Below are 17,900 nucleotides of genomic sequence, written 5' to 3'. Positions count from 1 at the left end.
CCTCATTCCCCGCCACGGCGCACGGAGTTGCCCTCGTGGAGCTCCGGCGGGGCGGGGACGTCGAGGCGGAGGCGTCCGCTGAGGCCGTAGAAGGCGACGGGGTTGCGCCAGAGGACCTGGTCGACGTCGTCGTCCGTGAATCCGGCGGCGAGCATGACCTCGGCGACCGCACGGGTCTTGAGAGGGTCGCTCCTGCCCCAGTCGGCGGCCGAGTTCACGAGGACGCGCCCGGTTCCGTACTCCTTGAGGATCGCGACCGTCCGGTCCTCGTCCATCTTGGTGTCGGGATAGACGGAGAAGCCGAGCCAGGCGCCGCTGTCGGCGGCCTCCTTGACGGTCGTCTCGTTGAGGTGGTCGAGGAGGACCCGGTCCGGGGCGAGCGCGGACTCGCGGACGACGTCGATCGTGCGGCGCAGACCGGTGAGCTTGTCGCGGTGCGGGGTGTGCACGAGCGCCGGCAGTCCGTGGTCGGCGGCGAGCTGGAGCTGCGCGGCGAGAGCGGTGTCCTCGGCCGGTGTCAGAGAGTCGTAGCCGATCTCGCCGACGGCGACGACACCGTCCTTGGCGAGATAGCGGGGCAGGTCGTCGAGGACGGGGGCGCAGCGGGGGTCGTTGGCCTCCTTCGGGTTGAGCGCGAGGGTGCAGTGATGGGCGATGCCGTACTGGGCCGCGCGGAAGGGCTCCCAGCCGAGGAGCGAGTCGAAGTAGTCGAGGAAGGAGGCCGGCGAGGTCCGCGGCTGGCCGAGCCAGAACGACGGCTCGACGACAGCGCGGACACCGGCGTCGTACATCGCCCGGTAGTCGTCCGTGGTGCGCGAGGTCATATGGATGTGCGGGTCGAAGATGCGCATCAGGACTCCTCGGCGGCGGCGGTGAGGGCGAGGACGAAGGCCAGATCGGCGGGGACGGCGCGCCCGGCGGCGGTGCGTTCGGCGGCGTGGTCGGCGAGCATCCGGGCGAGTTCGGTGTCACCGGCGGCGCGCTCGGCGAGACCGGCGACGGCGGAGACGGGGACGCCGGTGAAGAGACATTTGAGGAGGGCGTGCCGCCAGGTGTGGGGGGTGAGATGGGTGGCGGCGTAGGGGCCGAGGGCGGCGGCGATCAGGGTGGTGTCGTGGGTGCGGAGGGCGTCCTCGACGAGCGGCAGGGCCTCGGGGCCGGTGACGAGGGCGGGGAGGGAGAGGAGGACGGCGCGACGCTCGGCCGCGGTGCCGTGGTGGTAGAGGCGGGTCAGCGTGTCGGGGCCGGCGGCGGCCGCGCGGAGGAGAAGGGTGCGGGCCTCGTCCGTGTCCGTCCGGCCGCAGTGCCGTCCGGCGGTGACGAAGCGCTCCTCCCACCCGGGGGCGCGGGCGGCGGCGTCCCTGAGGGCGGAGTCCAGCCAGGCGCGGGCGGTGGCGGTCAGCATGACGGCGTCTCCCGGCGGAGGAAGGAGAGGGAGGTGCGGGCGAGTTCGGGTCCGGCGTGGGAGTGCCGGGGCAGTTCGACGACGGTCAGTCCGGGATAGCCGGCGGCGGTGAGTTCGGCGAGGGCGGCGAGTACCGGCGGGAAGTCGATCTCCCCGTCGCCGAACGGCAGGTGTTCGTGGACATCGCGGCGCATGTCCTCGATCTGGACGTGGTGCACCCAGGGGGCGGCGGCGCGTACGCAGTCGGCGGGAGGGAGGGGTTCGAGGCACTGGCAGTGGCCGATGTCGAGGGTGATGCCGAGGACGGCGGGGTCGGGGTCGCCGAGGAGTCCACGCAGCTGGTGGAAGTCGTCGAGGGTGGCGAGGAGGTGGCCGGGTTCGGGTTCGACGGCCAAGGGGATGTGAGCGGCTCGGGCCGCCTCGAGGACGGGGGTGAGCGAGGTGGCGAGCCGTTTCCAGGCCTCGTCGGACGGGGTGCCGACGGGCAGGGTGCCGCTGAAGCAGTGCACGGCGTGCGCGCCGAGATCGGCCGCGACGCGCACGGCCCGCAGCAGTAGCCGGACCCGGGCGGCGCGGTCCTCGGGGTCTGCGTCGAGCAGGGAAGGACCGTGCTTGCGACGCGGGTCGAGGACGTAACGGGCGCCGGTCTCGACGGTGACACCGAGGCCGAGTTCGCCCAGGCGGCGGGCGACCCGGGCCGTGCGGGCGGCCAGGGCCGGTGCGACCGGGTCGAGGTGCATGTGGTCGAGGGTCAGCCCGACGCCGTCGTAGCCGAGGTCGGCGAGCAGCCCGAGGGCCTCGTCGAGCCGGAGGTCGGTGAGGCCGTTGGTTCCGTAACCCAGCCGGGGCCGAGCGGCGGCTCGCGGGGCGGGCCTTCCTACCCGGGGCTCGATGCGGTCGGCGGAGGCGCGTGTGGTGGGGCGGCCGGCGGCGCGTGCCGTGGTGCGGCCGGCGGGGCGGCCTGCGGTGCTCATGTGGGGCTCACCTTCCGGGCGAGTGCGCGGGCGGCCGGGACGAGACCGAGCAGCACGAGCGCGGTTCCCGGCGACCCGGCACGGGCGGCGAGCGCGGCCTGGAGCGGGATGGTGGCCCGGACCCCGCCGCCGACGGCCCGCTCGGTGAGCGCTGCCGACGGGTTGAGCGCGGCGTGCAGGAGGAGGGTGGCGGGGGTACGGGCGTAGGCCAGGGCGAGGAGCGCGCCGAGCCGCGGGGAGGGGTGGGGGCCACGGGAGGGGAGGGCGGGGCGGGGGCGGGGGGCGGGGGCGGGGCCCCCGGAGGGGAAGGGAACGGCGGCGGGGGTGGGCCGACCTCCCGTCACCGCACCCATCACAGCGCCCGTTACCCCGTCCGTTACCGCGTCCGTCACCCCGTCCGTCACCGCGCCCCTCGCCACGCCGGACACCGCCGCGGCCACCGTCATGGTCACGGCGAGGGCGGCGAGCGGGGTCGCGGTGGAGCCGCCCTGGGTCTCGTGGCGGGAGACGGTGGTGACGGCGTAGGTGTGGGCCCCGAGGAGGGCGGCGGAGGGCAGGGCCCGCCAGGCACGGCCGCGGGCACGGACGGTGCGGGCCGGGGTGGCGGGCGGCGCGGAGTGGCCGGCCGGGGTGACGGGCGGCGCGAGGTGGCCCGCCGGGGTGACGGGCGGCGCGAGGTGGCCCGCCGTGCTGGGGCGGACGGTTCCGCTGGTGGACGCCGTCGCGCCCAGGAGGAGGTCCAGGGCTCGGGCTGCGGCCATGGTGGCGGGGCCCGCCGGGGTGTGTTTGAGGCCGAGGTCGTAGGACCAGACCGTGGTGGCGAGGGCGGTGGCGACCGCGAGGGACGGGCGGCCCGCTCGGGCGGCGAGGGCGAGGCCGGTCACTGTCAGGGCGGCCGACGCGGCGAGGGCGGCCCCCGGGGTGATGCGGCGGGAGGGCAGCGGGCGGTGGGGGCGTTCGACGGCGTCCTCGGCGCGGTCGGCCCAGTCGTTGAGGGCCATCCCGGCCTCGTACAGGCAGAGTGAGGCGCCGATCGCGCAGAGCGTGCCGCGTCCGGGGCGGGCGCCTGCGGCGACGGCCCCGGCGAGGGCGTCGCCGGGCACCGAGAGCAGCGCCGAGACGCGGAGGAGCTCCGCCCAGGCACGCGCCTTCCCGGCGATCCGGGCCGTCGCGACGCCTCGACGAGGCCCTGGCCGTCCGGCGAGTCGGCTCATCGGGACCCCTCCACGAGGCCCTGGCCGTCCGGCGAGCCGGCTCATCGGGACCCCTCCACGAGGCCCCGGGCGTCCGGCGGGGCCGGGCGGTGGGGCGTCTCCGGGCCGGGGGGCGACGGGGCGGGGGTCGACGGGGCCGGCCGGGGTTCCGCGGCGAGGGTGTGGGCGAAGGCGAGGAGGCGGGTGTACTGGTGTGCCAGGGAGGCGGGCGGGGTGCCTTCCGGGTCCTTGAAGTAGAAGGCGAGGTCTTCGAGGGGGCCGGTGAGGCCCCGCTCGTGGGCGCGGGCCGTGAGGCGGGCGAGGTCGAGGACGAGGGGGGCGGCGAGGGCGGAGTCGCAGCCCTGCCAGAGGGTCTGGAGGATCATGCGGGTGCCGAGGAAGCCGTCGAAGGCGATGTGGTCCCAGGCGGTCTTCCACTCCCCCAGGGCGGGGACGTCGTCGATGTGGACCTGGCCTTCGACGCCGGTGCCGAGGGTGTCGGTGAGGACGCGTTCCTTGCCGGCGTTCTTGGCGGCCGCGGCCGCCGGGTCGGCGAGGGCGGCTCCGTCGCCGCCGCCGAGGAGGTTGCTGCCGGACCAGGCGCGTACGGTCAGGGCGCGCTGGTGGAACATCGGGGCGAGGACGGCGCGGAGGAGGGTCTGTCCGGTCTTGCCGTCGCGGCCGGCGTGGGGCAGTCCGCTCGTGGCGAGCGGTGCGGCGAGGGCGGGGTGCCGTAGGCCGGTGGACGGGGTGAAGTTGACGTACGGGCATCCGGCGCGGAGTGCGGCGGCGGCGTAGAGGCTGCTGGGTGGGAGCCCGGCGCCCCCCGACGCCGGCTCCGTGGAGGCCACATTGACGACCACGACGCGGTCCAGGCCAATCCTCTGGCGGAAGTCCGTCAGGTCGTCGGTGAAGGCGGTGATGAGTTGTTCGTCGGTGCGGGTGTCGCCGGGGGCGGGTCCGCCGGGGCGGATCTCCTGGTCGGCGGCTTCGAGTTCGTGGGTGAGGGCGGGGACGAGGCCGTAGGGGAGGACTCCGGCGGTGGTGAGCTGTTCGGCGCGTTTGGGGAGGGGGCAGTCGGTGGTGTCGTGTCCGCCGAAGACGAGGGAAGCGAGTGGGGGGAGGCCGGCGTCGGCGAGTTCGGGGGTTTCGGTGGCCATGCCGGTGGGCGGGTGGAGTCCGGCGACGAGGGCGGCGCAGCCGGCGACGGTGGTGGTGGCGACGGAGCCTCTGGCGCCGATGAGCCAGATTCCGGTGCGGGGTGCGGGGGTCATGGCGTCGGCCTCCCTGTGGGTCACGATCGGCCTCCCTGGTTGTGGAGGGTGGGTGACGGTGGGCGGGGGGTACGGCGCCTCCCCGCCCACCGTCGGCTGGGTGGGGCTCCGTCAGGAGGGGAGCTCCTTGATCCGGATGTCGCGGAAGGCGGCGTGGTCTCCGGCTCCGTGGTTCTGGATGCCGATGTGGCCGCTGGTGAGGCTGCGGGCCGGGTCGGTGTTGGTGAAGTCGTTGATCTTGGTGCCGTTGAGGTAGACCTGGAGGCGTTCGCCCCGGACGCGGAGTTCGTACGTGTTCCACTGGCCGGGCGGGCGGAGGGCCTGGTCGCGGGCCTTGAGGTTGGCCGACTTGAAGCCGTAGACGGCTCCGGTGGTGCGGTCGGGGGTGTCGGTGGCGTCGATCTGGATCTCGTAGCCGTTGTTCACGGCGGACCAGGGGTCGTCGGAGGCGGGGAAGCCGACGAAGATGCCGGAGTTGTCGTCGCCGGTGAGTTTCCAGTCGAGGGTGAGGGAGTAGGACCGGAATTCCTTGGCCTGGTACCAGAGCATGCCCATGCCGCCGGTGGAGCGGAGTTCGCGGTCGGTGATGTCGAATCCGCCGGGTCCGGCCTGCTTCCAGCCTTCGCTGGTCTCGCCGTTGAAGAGGTCGCGGTAGCCGGTGCGGGGGCGGCAGTCGGCCTTGGTCTGGCCGGTGGCGTACTGGAGTCCGCCGAGGAGGTGTTGCCGGAAGGCGGGTTCGGTGTAGGACTCCTTGGTGTGGCCGCCGCCGGTGTAGAAGGAGCGTCCGCCGCCGTAGGTCTGGCACCAGGCGATGGGGTGGTCGCCCTTCATGGTGCCGCCCTGGTAGGTGGTCTCGTCGAGGGTGGCGAGGACGCGGGCCTGGCCGCGGGGGTTGGTGCGGTAGTTGTACCACTCGTCGGTGCGCTGCCAGGGGCCGTCGATGTGTGCGGTGGCCGGGTGGTCGTGGTCCTCGACGCGGACGGTGGCGGGCTGGATCCGGGGGTGGGAGGCGAAGTGGGCGCCGACGAGTCCGCCGTAGAACTCCCAGTCGTACTCGGTGTCGGCGGCGGCGTGGATGCCGAGGTAGCCGCCGCCGGTGGAGACGTAGTTCTCGAAGGCGGTCTGTTGTTCGGTGTTGAGGACGTCGCCGGTGGTCGAGAGGAAGACGACGGCGTCGTAGCGGGCGAGGTTGCCGGTGGTGAACTGGCGTGGTTCCTCGGTGGCGTCGACGGTGATGCCGCTGTCGGCGCCGAGTTCCTTGAGGGCGGCGATTCCGGCGGGGATCGAGTCGTGGCGGAAGCCGGCGGTGCGGGAGAAGACGAGGACTCGCTTGCCGGCTCTGTCGACCGGGGTGTGGGAGAGGGTGAAGTCGTCGACGTCGTAGAGCGCGCCGGCGCCGCCCTTGAAGACGAGGAAGAGTTCGGTGGTCCTGCGGGGTACGTTGCGCAGGGGTACGTCGATGTCCTGGAAGGTCTCCCAGCCGCCGGTGACGGGCACGGGCGTGGAGCCGTGGAGGGTGCCGGTGGGTGAGCCGGTGCGGACTTCGAGGAAGCCGCCGGCTCCGCCGGAGGAGACGCGGGCGGTGAGTTTGGTGGATCCGCTCAGGTTGTAGGGCTTGAGGGAGATCCAGTCGCCGTTGTCGATGTCGCCGACGGTCCGGCCGCCGTTCGCCGGGGCCTTGTCGATCACGCTGACGCCGTGCTGGGCGTCGAAGTGTTCGGCCTGGCGGTGGCGGGGCTGGAGTTTGGCCTGGTCGTGGGTGGTGAGGGCGGCCTGGCCGCCGCCTCCGCCGTCGGTGTACTCGGCGTCGAACACGGCGAAGATGTTGGCGTCGTCGTCGTGGCCGCCGTCGGCGGAGGTCTTGATGGTGCCGGTGCAGCCGTTGGCGGAGGTGACGGGGTGGCCGTGGCTGTCGTGGCCGAGGATGTAGGTGACCTTGACCTTGGCGCAGTCGATGGTGCCGTCTTCGGGGTCGGTGACCTTGACCTTGAAGGGGATGTCGTCGCCGAAGCTGAAGAGGGCTCCTTCGGCGGGGAGTTCGAGGGTGACCTTGGGGGCGGTGTTGCCGACGACGATGCGGACGGAGGCGGAGCCGGTGCGGCCGCCGGCGTCCTTCGCCGTGACGGTTGCCGTGTAGGTGCCGTTCTTGCGGTAGGTGTGGGTGGGGTGGGCGGCCGTGGAGGTGGCGCCGTCGCCGAGGTCCCAGCTGTAGGTGAGGGTGTCGCCGTCGGCGTCGGTGGTGCCGGCGGAGGAGAAATTGATCTTCAGGGGGGTGGTTCCGGAGGTCTTGTTCGCGCTCGCTTCGGCGACCGGGGAGCGTCCGCCGGTGGCGTTCTCGATGCGGTAGAGGCCTGAGTTGTGGTCGCCGCCGAACCAGGCGGTGCCGTAGTCGAGGACGTACAGGGCTCCGTCGGGGCCGAAGGCGGTGTCCATCACCTGGGTGCCGGTCCAGGGGACGGGGTTGATGGACCGGACGGTGCCGTCGGTGTCGTGGTCGATGCGCTTGATCCAGCGGCGGCCGAATTCCGCGGCGAAGAAGTCGCCGTCGTAGGCCTCGGGGAACTTGACGGGGGAGGTGGAGGTGGCGTCGTAGCGGTAGACGGGGCCGCCCATGGGGGACTCGGAGCCGGTGCCGAACTCGGGGAGGGAGCCGCCGTCGTAGGGGATCCAGGCGGGTTCGGCGGGGGGCAGGTCGACGAGTCCGGTGTTGTGGGGGGAGTCGTTCTTGAGGGCGCCGCAGTCGTAGGTGGCGCCGGAGGTCCTGGTGGCGAAGTCGTAGTCGACGTAGGGCTCGTTGTCACCGGTGCAGAAGGGCCAGCCGAAGTTGCCGGGTTTGGTGACGCGGGCGAACTCGACCTGTCCTGCGGGTCCGCGGCGGGGGTCGGCGGCGCCGGCGTCCGGGCCGTAGTCGCCGACGTAGAGGATGCCGGTGGGCTTGTCGACGCTGAAGCGGAAGGGGTTGCGGAAGCCCATGGCGTAGATCTCGGGGCGGGTCTTCGCGGTGCCGGGGGCGAAGAGGTTGCCTTCGGGGACGGTGTAGGTGCCGTCGTCGGCGACCTTGATGCGGAGGATCTTGCCGCGGAGGTCGTTGGTGTTGCCCGAGGTGCGGCGGGCGTCGAAGGCGGGGTTGCGGCCGGGGCGTTCGTCGATGGGGGTGTAGCCGTCGGAGGCGAAGGGGTTGGAGTCGTCGCCGGTCGACAGGTAGAGGTTGCCCTGGGCGTCGAAGTCGATGTCGCCGCCGACGTGGCAGCAGATGCCGCGGGTGGCGGGGATGTCGATGACCTTCTTCTCGCTGGCGTTGTCGAGGGTGCCGTCGGTCTTCAGCGTGAAGCGGGAGAGGCGGTTGACGCCGTCGTAGGGGGCGAGTTCGGCGGGTGTGCCGTTCTCGGGGGCGTCTCCCGCGGGGGTGTCGAGGGGCGGGGCGTAGTAGAGGTAGATGGCTCTGTTGTGGGCGAAGCCGGGGTCGATGCCGATGCCTTGGAGGCCTTCTTCGTCGTGGGAGTAGACGGGGACGGTGCCGATGACGGTGGTGTTGCCTGCGGCGTCGGTGCGGCGGAGTTCGCCGCCGCGGTCGGTGTGCAGGACGCTGCGGTCGGGGAGTACGGCGAGGGACATGGGTTCGCCGACTTCTTCGCCGCCTTTGGCGAGGGTGACCTGCTGGAATTCCTCGGCGGTGGGGGTGGTGGTGTCCGTCTCCGCGGCGAGGCTCTGGGGGGCGCCGAGGGCGAGCAGTCCGACGGTGAGGAGGGCGAGTGTCTTCCTGGCTCGGGGGCGTTTTCTGTGCACGGGTGTCCTCCGGAGGTGGGCCGGGTGTGCGGGGTGTCCGGGGACCGGCGTGCGCCGTCACGCTGGTCGCTCCACAGTGTTACGTCATGTACACATCAGGGACCGTAGCCGGGTTCGTCCAGCGCGGAAAGCCCTTGCGCACCGACGCGGTCGAACTTTTCCCTGCGAGAGGACAAAGGCTCTCGCAGGCACGCCGGATCTGCCCGGCCGCACCACGGCCGCCGGGCACGGACCCGCGCTTTCAGCTCAGTCGCCGCTCCCGAAGGCGGCGTCGAAGGAGGCCGCCGGCGGGTCGAAGTCGTACCGCTTGAGGAAGGACAGCGCCTCGGGGGCGCCGGTCAGCCGGTCCATGCCGGCGTCCTCCCACTCCACGGAGACGGGCCCGGCGTAGCCGATCGACCGGAGCATCCGGAAGACGTCCTCCCAGGGCACGTCGCCGTGGCCGGCGGAGACGAAGTCCCAGCCGCGCCTCGGGTCGCCCCAGGGCAGATGGGAGCCGAGCCGTCCGTTGCGGCCGTCGAGCCGCTTGCGGGCCTCCTTGCAGTCCACGTGGTAGATCCGGTCGCGGAAGTCCCACAGGAAGCCGACGGGGTCGAGGTCCTGCCACACGAAGTGGCTGGGGTCGAAGTTGAGCCCGAAGGCGGGGCGCCCGCCGACCGCCTCCAGGGCCCGCCGGGTGGTCCAGTAGTCGTAGGCGATCTCGCTGGGATGCACCTCGTGGGCGAAGCGCACTCCTTCGGCGTCGAAGACGTCGAGGATCGGGTTCCACCGCTCCGCGAAGTCCTCGAAACCGCGCTCGACCATGCGCTCGGGCACCGGCGGGAACATCGCCACGAGGTGCCAGATGGAGGAGCCGGTGAAGCCGACGACGGTGTCGACGCCGAGCGCCGCGGCGGCCCGCGCGGTGTCCGCGAGCTCACGGGCGGCCCGCCGCCGTACCCCTTCGGCGTCGCCGTCGCCCCAGATCCGGGCGGGCACGATCGCCTGGTGGCGCTCGTCGATCGGATGGTCGCAGACGGCCTGCCCCACCAGATGGTTGGAGATCGCCCAGCACTTCAGGCCGTACGCGTCGAGCAGTTCGCGCCGGCCCTTGACGTACGCGGGGTCGGCGAGGGCCTTGTCGACCTCGAAGTGGTCGCCCCAGCAGGCGAGTTCGAGACCGTCGTAGCCGAAGTCGCGGGCGAGCCGGCAGACCTCCTCCAGGGGCAGGTCGGCCCACTGGCCGGTGAAGAGCGTGAAGGGTCGGGGCACGGGCGGCAGCCTCCTAGCTGGGTACGGCGGTGTAGACGGCGTGGTTCCGGGCGCTGTCCTCCACGGCGGCCAGGACCCGCTGCACCTGGAGGCCGTCGGCGAAGGACGGCGTCGGAGCGGTACCGGTCGCGACGGCGTGGACCAGGTCGCGGGCCTGGTGGGCGAAGGTGTGCTCGTAACCGAGTCCGTGGCCGGGCGGCCACCAGCCCTCCAGGTACGGGTGGTCGGGTTCGGTCACCAGAATGCGGCGGAAGCCCGCCGACACGGCCGGTTCGGTGTGGTCGTGGAAGGACAGCTCGTTCAGCCGCTCCAGGTCGAAGGCGAGCGAGCCGCGCTCCCCGTTGATCTCCAGGCGCAGCGCGTTCTTGCGGCCGGCAGCCATCCGGGTGGCCTCGAAGGAGGCGAGCGCCCCCGAGGTGAGCCGCCCGGTGAACAGGGCCGCGTCGTCGACGGTGACCTGCCCGTACGCCTCCGATCCCGCTCCCCCGCCGAGACCGCCCGCGCCGGCGGCGGCGAGCAGCGGCCGCTTCCGTACGAAGGTCTCGGTGAGCGCCGACACGCCGACGAGGAGCTCCCCCGTCAGGTACTGGGCGAGGTCGACGGCGTGCGCCCCCAGGTCGCCGAGGGCGCCGGAGCCGGCGTGTTCGCGTTCCAGGCGCCAGGTCAGCGGGAAGGCGGGGTCGACCAGCCAGTCCTGGAGGTAGCTGACCCGGACGTGCCGCAGGGCGCCGAGCCGCCCGTCCGTGACGAGCCCGCGGGCGTACGCGAGGGCGGGCACCCGGCGGTAGTTGAAGCCGACCATGGCGATCTGGCCCCGGGCGGCGGCGGCCTCGGCGGCCGCCGCCATCGTCTCGGCCTCGGCGACCGAGTTGGCGAGGGGCTTCTCGCACAGGACGTGCTTGCCGGCCTCCAGGGCGGCGACGGCGATCTCCGCATGGCTGTCGCCGGGGGTGCAGACGTCGACGAGCTGGACGTCGTCGCGGGCGATCAGGGCGCGCCAGTCGGTCTCGGCGGCGGCCCAGCCGTGCCGGCGGGCGGCGGCCCGGACGGCGGTGGCGTCACGGCCGGCGACGGCGGCGAGGACGGGGCGCAGCGGCAGGTCGAAGACGTGTCCCGCGGTGCGCCAGCCCTGCGAGTGGGCGGCTCCCATGAACGCGTAGCCGACCATGCCGACGCCGAGCGTCGGCGGTGCGGCCCCGCTCTCCGTCTGTTCCATACGGTTCCTCCGTTTCGTGGTGCGCGACGGGATACCTGTCCGGCCGGCCAGGGCGTGTCCGGCGGACACGCCGTGGGTCAGTTGAAGCCGGTGGGCAGGTACTCGTCGACGTTGTCCTTGGTGACGACGGCCGAGTAGAGGGTGATAGAGGCGGGGATCTCCAGCTCGGCCATGCCGCCGATCCCCTTCTTCTGGCCGAGGGCGCGGGCGAGGTCGATCGCGGAGGCGGCCATGGTCGGCGGGTAGAGGACGGTGGCCTTGAGGACGCTGCCGTCGGCCTTGATGGCGTCCATGGCGGACCTGGCGCCGGCGCCGCCGACCATGAGGAAGTCCTTGCGGCCGGCCTGGGCGATGGCCCGCAGCGCACCGACGCCCTGGTCGTCGTCGTGGTTCCAGAGCGCGTCGAACTTGGGCTGGGCCTGGAGGAGTTGGGCCATCTTGGCCTGGCCGGACTCGACGGTGAAGTCGGCGGCCTGGCGGGCCGTCTTACGGATGTTCGGGTAGTTCTTGAGGGCGTCGTCGAAGCCCTGGGTGCGCTGCTTGGTGAGTTCCAGGCTGTCCATGCCGGCGAGTTCGATGACGGTGGCGTTCGGCTTGTCCTTGAGCTGTTCGCCGATGAAGTTGCCCGCGTTGAGGCCCATGCCGTAGTTGTCGCCGCCGATCCAGCAGCGGTAGGCCTGCGGGGAGGCGAAGATCCGGTCGAGGTTGATGACGGGGATGCCGGCCCTCATGGCCTGGAGGCCGACCTGGGTGAGGGCCTTGCCGTCGGCGGGGAGGATGACGAGGACGTCGACCTTCTTGTTGATGAGGGTCTGGACCTGGCCGATCTGGGCGGCGGTGTCGTTGGAGCCCTCGGTGATCTCCAGGGTGACGTCGGGGTACTTCTTCGCCCGGTCCTTGGCGTTCTGGTTGATGGCGTTGAGCCAGCCGTGGTCGGCCTGCGGGCCGGCGAAGCCGATGGTGACGGGGGTGCCGGGCTTGTCGTCGGTGGCGGGGCCGGCGCTCGCGGCGGGGGCCTGGTTGCCGGTGGCCTTCGGTTCGTTGCTGGTGCAGGCGGTGAGGAGGGCGCCGGCGGAGACGGCCGCGCCGCCGAGGAGAAGGTGTCTGCGGCTGGTTTCGGGCATGGCGGTGGATCCCTTCCGAGGGGGTGGTGGTGGAAAGGGGGCTTGGGGGTGGGCGCGGGGGGGGGGGCCGTCCGGTCAGGTCTCGCCGTCGCGGGCGGTGCGGCGCTGGACCAGGACGGCGGCCACGATGATCGCGCCCTTGGCGATCTGCTGAACGTCGCTCTGCAGGTTGTTGAGGGCGAAGATGTTGGTGATGGTGGTGAAGACGAGGACGCCGAGGACGGAGCCCACGATGGTGCCGCGGCCGCCGCTGAGGAGGGTGCCGCCGATGATGGCGGCGGCGATGGCGTCGAGCTCGTACAGGTTGCCGTTGGTGTTCTGGCCGGAGCCGGAGAGCACGACGAGCAGGAAGGCGGCGATGCCGCAGCACAGTCCGGAGAGCAGGTAGAGGAGGAGCCGCTGGCGTCGTACGTCGATGCCGGCTAGGCGGGCGGCCTCCGGGTTGCCTCCGACGGCGATGGTGCGGCGGCCGAAGGTGGTGCGGTTGAGCAGCAGCCATCCGGCGGCGGTGACGGCGGCGAAGACCAGGACCAGCGGTGGGATGCCGAGGACGTAGGAGTCCGGGACGCCGAGGTCGAGCACCGAGGGGACGGTGACGATCTGGGTCCTGCCGTCGGTGATCTGGAGGGCGAGACCGCGGGCCGAGGCCAGCATGGCCAGGGTGGCGATGAAGGGGACCATGCGGCCGTACGCGACGAGGACGCCGTTCACGAGGCCGCAGCCGAGCCCGACGACGACCGCTGTGAAGAGGATGCCGGCGAAGCCGAACTCCTGGGTGGCGAGGGTGGTGGCCCAGACGGAGGCGAGGGCGACGATCGCGCCGACGGAGAGGTCGATGCCGCCGCTGGTGATGACGAAGGTCATGCCGACGGTGACGACACCGATCACGGACGCCTGCGTCAGGACGAGTTGCAGGTTGGAGGTGGCGAGGAACTCGGCGGGCCGGGTCAGACCGCCGACGGCGATCAGGGCGGCGAGGACGCCGAGCAGGGACAGGTTGCGGACGTCGGCCCGGAGGCCGAGTGCGCGCCGACGCCCTTCCTGTGTCGGCGCCTGGGCCGGGGGGCTGAGCGTCATTCGGCCGGGCTCCCTTCCATCACGAGGTCGAGTACGTGGTGTTCGTCGAGGTCACGGGCGGGCGCCTGGTGGACGACACGGCCTTCGCGGAGCACCAGGACGCGGTCGGCGAGGCCGAGGACCTCGGGCACCTCGCTGGAGACGAGGAGGACGGCGAGGCCGTCGTCGGCGAGGCCGCGGATGACGGCGTACAGCTCGGCGCGGGCGCCGACGTCGACGCCGCGGGTGGGTTCGTCGAGGAGGAGGACGCGGCAGCCGCGCAGCAGCCAGCGGGCGAGGACGGCCTTCTGCTGGTTGCCGCCGGAGAGGGTGCGGACGGGGGCGTCGGGGAGGTCGGGGCGGAGCGAGAGGGCGCGGGTGGCGGTCCTCGCGGTCTCGCGTTCGGTGGGGCGGTCGATCCAGCCGGCCCGGGAGAAGCGGGCGAGGGAGGAGACGGAGACGTTACGGGTGACGGATTCGAGGAGGAGCAGGCCCTGGGCCTTGCGTTCCTCGGGGGCGAGGCCGAGGCCTGCGGCGACGGCGGCGGGGACGCTGCCGGGGCGCAGGGGCCGTCCGTCGACGAGTACCTGGCCGGCGGTGGGGCGCCGCGCTCCGTAGACGGTCTCCAGGATCTCGGAGCGGCCGGAGCCGACGAGTCCGGCGAGGCCGACGATCTCACCGGGGCGCAGTTCGAGGTCCAGTGCCTCGAACTCCCCTTTTCTCGCGAGGCCTCGGACCTGGAGGACGGGTGGACCGGCCGGCGGGAGGGCGGGGCGTTCGGGGAAGACGTACGGGACGTCCCGGCCGGTCATGAGAGCGACGACCTCACGGGTCGGGGTGGTCGCGGCGGGCAGTCCTCGTGCGACGGCCCGGCCGTCCTTGAGGACGGTGACGCGGTCGCCGATGCGGCGGATCTCCTCCAGGCGGTGCGAGATGTAGACGACGGCGACGCCGTCGGCGGTGAGGTCGGTGACGATCCGGAAGAGGTTGGCGACCTCGTCGGGGTCGAGGGCGGCGGAGGGTTCGTCCATGACGATGAGGCGTACGTCGTGGGAGAGGGCGCGGGCCATGGAGACGATCTGCCGCTGGGCGGCGGAGAGTGCTCCGACGCGTCGGCCCGGGTCGATCTCGGGGTGGCCGAGGCGTTCCAGGAGTGCGGCGGTGGTCGCCCGGGCGGCGCGGGAGCGGACGAATCCGGCGGTGGTGGGTTCATGGCCGAGATGGACGTTCTCGGCGACGGAGAGGCCTTCGACGAGGTCGAGTTCCTGGTAGATGGTGGCGATGCCGAGACGGACGGCGGCGATCGGCGAGCGGAGCCGTACGGGCTCGCCGTTCCAGGTGATGCGGCCGTCGTCGGGCTGGTGGGCGCCGGCGAGGACCTTGATGAGGGTGGACTTGCCGGCGCCGTTCTGGCCGAGGAGGCAGTGGACCTCGCCGGGCGCAACCTCCAGGTCGACGCCGTCGAGGGCGCGGACGCCGGGGAAGGATTTGGTGATGCGGTGCATGGTGAGGAGGGGTGTCTGTGCGGGGAGCGCGTGGTCTTGGGGCATGGCGGAGGTCCCCTCGGCGGGTGCGGGTGGCGCCGGAGCGGGTGGGCGGGGTGGGCCCGGCGGTGCGGGCCGGTGGGTGGTGTGTGCGCGTCCGTCCCGCCCTGGGGGTCGCCCTGGACGTGGTCCTCGGGGGAGGAACGGATGCCCGCACACCACGGGCGGGCCGGCTGTCTACGCCGGGGAGAAGAGGTGGTCGCTGATGAGGCGGGCCGCGCCGGTGACGCCGGCGGTCTGGCCCAGTTCCCCGAGGACGATGGGAAGGTTGCCGGTGGCCAGGGGCAGCGACTGCCGGTAGACCTGGGTGCGGACACTGGCGAGGAGGTTGTGACCGAGGCCGGTGACGCCGCCGCCGATCACCACCAGACCGGGGTTGAAGAAGCTGACGAGTCCGGCGATGACCTGCCCGACCCGGTTGCCGCCCGCACGGATGAGGGCGAGCGAGGTGGCGTCGCCCGCGGCCGCCGCCGCGGCGACGTCGGCGGCGGTGAGGTGCCCGGCCGCCGCGAGCCGGGCGGCGAGCTCCTCGGATCCGCCGCCGCGCGCCGCGTCCTCGGCGTCGCGGGCGAGGGCTGCGCCGCTGAAGTGGGCTTCCAGACAGCCGTTGTTGCCGCAGGCGCAGGGACGCCCGTCGGGTTCGACCTGGATGTGCCCGATGTCGCCCGCGCTGCCCGTCGTACCGCGGTAGACCTCTCCGCCGACGACGATGCCGCAGCCGATGCCGGTGCCGATCTTGACGCAGAGGAAGTCGCCGACGGAGCGGGCGACGCCGGCGTGCTGCTCCCCCATGGCCATGAGGTTCACGTCGTTGTCGACCATGACGGGGCAGCCGAGTTCCTGGCTGAGTGCCTCCCGTACGGGGAAGCCGTCCCAGCCGGGCATGATCGGCGGTGCGACGGGGACGCCCTCGGGGAAGCGGACGGGTCCGGGGACGCCGATGCCGGCGCCGTCGAAGCCTTCCGCGAGTCCCGTGGAGCGGAGCTTCGCCGCCATCGACAGGGCCTGTTCGAACACGGCGACGGGGCCCTCGCGGACGTCCATGGGGTGGTTGAGGTGCCCGAGCACCTCCAACTCGGCGTTGGTGACGGCGACGTCGATGGAGGTGGCTCCGATGTCGATGCCGAGGAAGCGGAGTTCGGGCGCGAGCCGAATGTTGTGCGAGCGACGGCCGCCGCGGGAGGCGGCGAGGCCGTCGGCGACGACGAGACCGGTCTCCAGGAGCCGGTCGACCTCGACGGCGAGTTTGGAGCGGGAGAGATCGATCTGATCTCCCAGCTGGGCTCGGGAGTTGGGTCCTCCGTCGCGCAACAGCCTGAGAAGTCGCGCCTGATGCCGGTTGGCAGGTCGTGCCGTCATGCGTCTCACGCGCCCCTCCCTCTCGCACACGCTCGTCTGCGGGCTTTCGAGGGGAACGTAGCAGCGGGGTACCGGGGTGGGAAGAAGTTGAGCATGAATCGACCCCGACTTTTTCCTCGGTGGGGACAAAGGCGGGGGCCGGGAGGGAGAAGGGGCGGGTACGAGGCGGGGCGCGGGGGTCGTGACGGTCAGCGGACTTCGGCCAGGCGGGCCGAGACGACCACGTTGCCCGCGTAGCCGTTCTCCTCGGTGAAGGCGCCGCCGCAGGTGATCAGGCGGAGCTCCGGGATGCCGACGTCGCCGTAGATCCGCGCGGCGGGGAAGCCTTCCTTGGGGACGACCTCGACCCCGTACACGGTGAAGACCGCGGTCCGGCCGTCGCGGCGCGCGATCTCCACGCGGTGGCCCCTGCCGAGGGCGCCGAGGTCGTAGAAGACGGCTCTTCCGCCCGGGGTGTCGACGTGGCCGACGACGATGGCGGTGCCGCGCTCGCCGGGGGTGACCGCGCCGGTGAACCAGCCCGCGAGCCGGTTGTCCTCGGGGGGCGGGGCCTCGATCCAGCCGTCGGCGTCGAGCCCGACCTCCGTGACGGGGGCGTCGATCCGGACGGCCGGTACGCGGACCCGGACCGGTGTGGAGGGGGGAAGCGGCCCGGGTACGGGCAGGGGGGCGAGGGCGGCGGCCGCGCGGGTGCCGTCGGGCGCGGCGGCGGCGAGGGGCTGCGGCGGTCCGTCGGCCCGGAGCTCCTCCGTACCGCCGCGCACGAGGTGGACGCCGATGAGGAGGACGACGGCGATGACGCCCCAGGCGCCGCGGCGCCCCGCGCCGTCCGGCCCTCCCCTGCCGTCCGGCCCTGCCCTCCCCCCGCCGTCCGGCGTTCCCGTCCCCGTACCGTCCGACCGCCCCACGTCCACTCTCCTCTCGCGCCGGCGCTCGCGATGCCGAAGCGGTCATGGCGCCCCTCCGTCCCGGACCTCGTCACACCGGGACGGAGGGGCCGTCTGTGGCCCCCCGGTTCCCGGCGTCAGACGCGGCCGTCGGCGTCGCGGCGGCGGGTGAGCACGACGGCGGCGCCGAGCGCACCGGCGATGAGGAGGACGCCCGTGACCACCTCGGTCGTACCGAGCCCCTCGGAGTCCGCGCCGGAGGCGGCGGTCCCGTAGCCGGCCTTCACGCCCTTCTGCGCTCCGGGGGGCAGGCCCTTCTCGTGCTCCGGCGTCTTTCCGCCGGTGCCGCCCTGGGCGATGGTGAGGGTGGTGGTGCCGCGCTCGCCCTTGCAGTCGAAGGTGATCTCGTACTGGGCGCCCGCCTTGGCGTCGAAGTCCACGGTCGCGGTGCCCGGACGGCCCTCGTCGAGGGTCACGGTGTCGAACACGCCGGAGGTCACGGTCACCGACGGTGTCTCGCAGCCGTCGGAGGTGAGGGTGACGGTGCCACCGGGGGCGACCGTCGCGGGGGTGACGGAGAAGCCGAACGACGTGATGTTGGGGTCGTTCTCGCCCGCCAGGGCCGTCGGTGCGACCGCGACGACGACGGCGGCGCTCAGCAGGGCGGCGGAAGCGGCACGTATCGCGCGCATGGCGGTGTCCTCCAGATCCCGCGAGGGCCCGGCCACGGAGCGATTCCGTGCCGGAAAGGCGACGACCCTCACCGCGATCGAAGCTAGGTCGGCCCCCGGCACGCCGCCACCGGGCTCCGCCGAACGGGTCATGACCGTC

Annotated in this window: 13 protein-coding genes and 1 pseudogene; all 14 read right to left on the bottom strand. The window is 72.9% G+C overall.

The window, feature by feature from the left end; translation table 11 throughout:
- Nucleotides 1-2: 2 nt before the first annotated feature.
- Complete coding sequence (locus ACFVYX_RS04325) at nt 3-851, bottom strand: TatD family hydrolase (protein ID WP_389679776.1); 849 nt, start codon at nt 849-851, stop codon at nt 3-5.
- Entirely contained in the window at nt 851-1,405 is a 555-nt protein-coding gene (locus ACFVYX_RS04320) for an EboA domain-containing protein (RefSeq protein WP_389679775.1), read from the bottom strand. The genes ACFVYX_RS04325 and ACFVYX_RS04320 overlap by 1 nt, the downstream gene beginning before the upstream one ends.
- A pseudogene (locus ACFVYX_RS04315) lies at nt 1,402-2,379 on the bottom strand (sugar phosphate isomerase/epimerase family protein); the annotation flags it as partial. The pseudogene ACFVYX_RS04315 and the gene ACFVYX_RS04320, both read right to left, overlap by 4 nt.
- Complete coding sequence (locus ACFVYX_RS04310) at nt 2,376-3,638, bottom strand: SCO3242 family prenyltransferase (RefSeq protein ID WP_389679774.1); 1,263 nt, start codon at nt 3,636-3,638, stop codon at nt 2,376-2,378. The gene ACFVYX_RS04310 and the pseudogene ACFVYX_RS04315, both read right to left, overlap by 4 nt.
- Nucleotides 3,635-4,846 (bottom strand): inositol-3-phosphate synthase, encoded by a 1,212-nt coding sequence (locus ACFVYX_RS04305; protein WP_389680043.1) that lies wholly within the window; start codon nt 4,844-4,846, stop codon nt 3,635-3,637. The genes ACFVYX_RS04310 and ACFVYX_RS04305 overlap by 4 nt, the downstream gene beginning before the upstream one ends.
- A 111-nt stretch (nt 4,847-4,957) precedes the next feature.
- Entirely contained in the window at nt 4,958-8,632 is a 3,675-nt protein-coding gene (locus tag ACFVYX_RS04300; protein ID WP_389679773.1) for a ThuA domain-containing protein, read from the bottom strand.
- 246 nt (nt 8,633-8,878) lie between these two features.
- Nucleotides 8,879-9,883 (bottom strand): sugar phosphate isomerase/epimerase family protein, encoded by a 1,005-nt coding sequence (locus tag ACFVYX_RS04295; RefSeq protein WP_389679772.1) that lies wholly within the window; start codon nt 9,881-9,883, stop codon nt 8,879-8,881.
- Nucleotides 9,884-9,896: 13 nt separating this feature from the next.
- Nucleotides 9,897-11,099 carry a Gfo/Idh/MocA family protein gene (locus tag ACFVYX_RS04290; RefSeq protein WP_389679771.1) on the bottom strand — a complete coding sequence of 401 codons (1,203 nt, stop codon included), beginning with the start codon at nt 11,097-11,099 and terminating at the stop codon, nt 9,897-9,899.
- A 77-nt stretch (nt 11,100-11,176) separates the two neighbouring features.
- On the bottom strand, nt 11,177-12,223 hold the full coding sequence (locus ACFVYX_RS04285) for a substrate-binding domain-containing protein (protein WP_389679770.1): 1,047 nt from the start codon (nt 12,221-12,223) through the stop codon (nt 11,177-11,179).
- 75 nt (nt 12,224-12,298) lie between these two features.
- Complete coding sequence (locus ACFVYX_RS04280; protein WP_389679769.1) at nt 12,299-13,300, bottom strand: ABC transporter permease; 1,002 nt, start codon at nt 13,298-13,300, stop codon at nt 12,299-12,301.
- Nucleotides 13,297-14,829: a sugar ABC transporter ATP-binding protein gene (locus ACFVYX_RS04275; protein ID WP_389679768.1), complete on the bottom strand. Its 1,533-nt coding sequence runs from the start codon at nt 14,827-14,829 to the stop codon at nt 13,297-13,299. Before ACFVYX_RS04275 ends, ACFVYX_RS04280 begins: the two co-directional genes overlap by 4 nt.
- A 171-nt stretch (nt 14,830-15,000) precedes the next feature.
- Nucleotides 15,001-16,182 carry an ROK family protein gene (locus tag ACFVYX_RS04270; RefSeq protein WP_389680042.1) on the bottom strand — a complete coding sequence of 394 codons (1,182 nt, stop codon included), beginning with the start codon at nt 16,180-16,182 and terminating at the stop codon, nt 15,001-15,003.
- 188 nt (nt 16,183-16,370) lie between these two features.
- Nucleotides 16,371-17,090: a class F sortase gene (locus tag ACFVYX_RS04265; protein ID WP_389679767.1), complete on the bottom strand. Its 720-nt coding sequence runs from the start codon at nt 17,088-17,090 to the stop codon at nt 16,371-16,373.
- A gap of 116 nt (nt 17,091-17,206) precedes the next feature.
- Nucleotides 17,207-17,761: a hypothetical protein gene (locus tag ACFVYX_RS04260; RefSeq protein WP_389679766.1), complete on the bottom strand. Its 555-nt coding sequence runs from the start codon at nt 17,759-17,761 to the stop codon at nt 17,207-17,209.
- Nucleotides 17,762-17,900 lie beyond the last annotated feature (139 nt).

It is taken from the genome of Streptomyces sp. NPDC058326, assembly GCF_042879855.1.
In the GTDB taxonomy this organism is placed as follows: Bacteria; Actinomycetota; Actinomycetes; order Streptomycetales; family Streptomycetaceae; genus Streptomyces.
The sequence above is the reverse complement of the archived record's forward strand: the minus strand, read 5'-3'. Positions and strand labels throughout refer to the sequence as shown.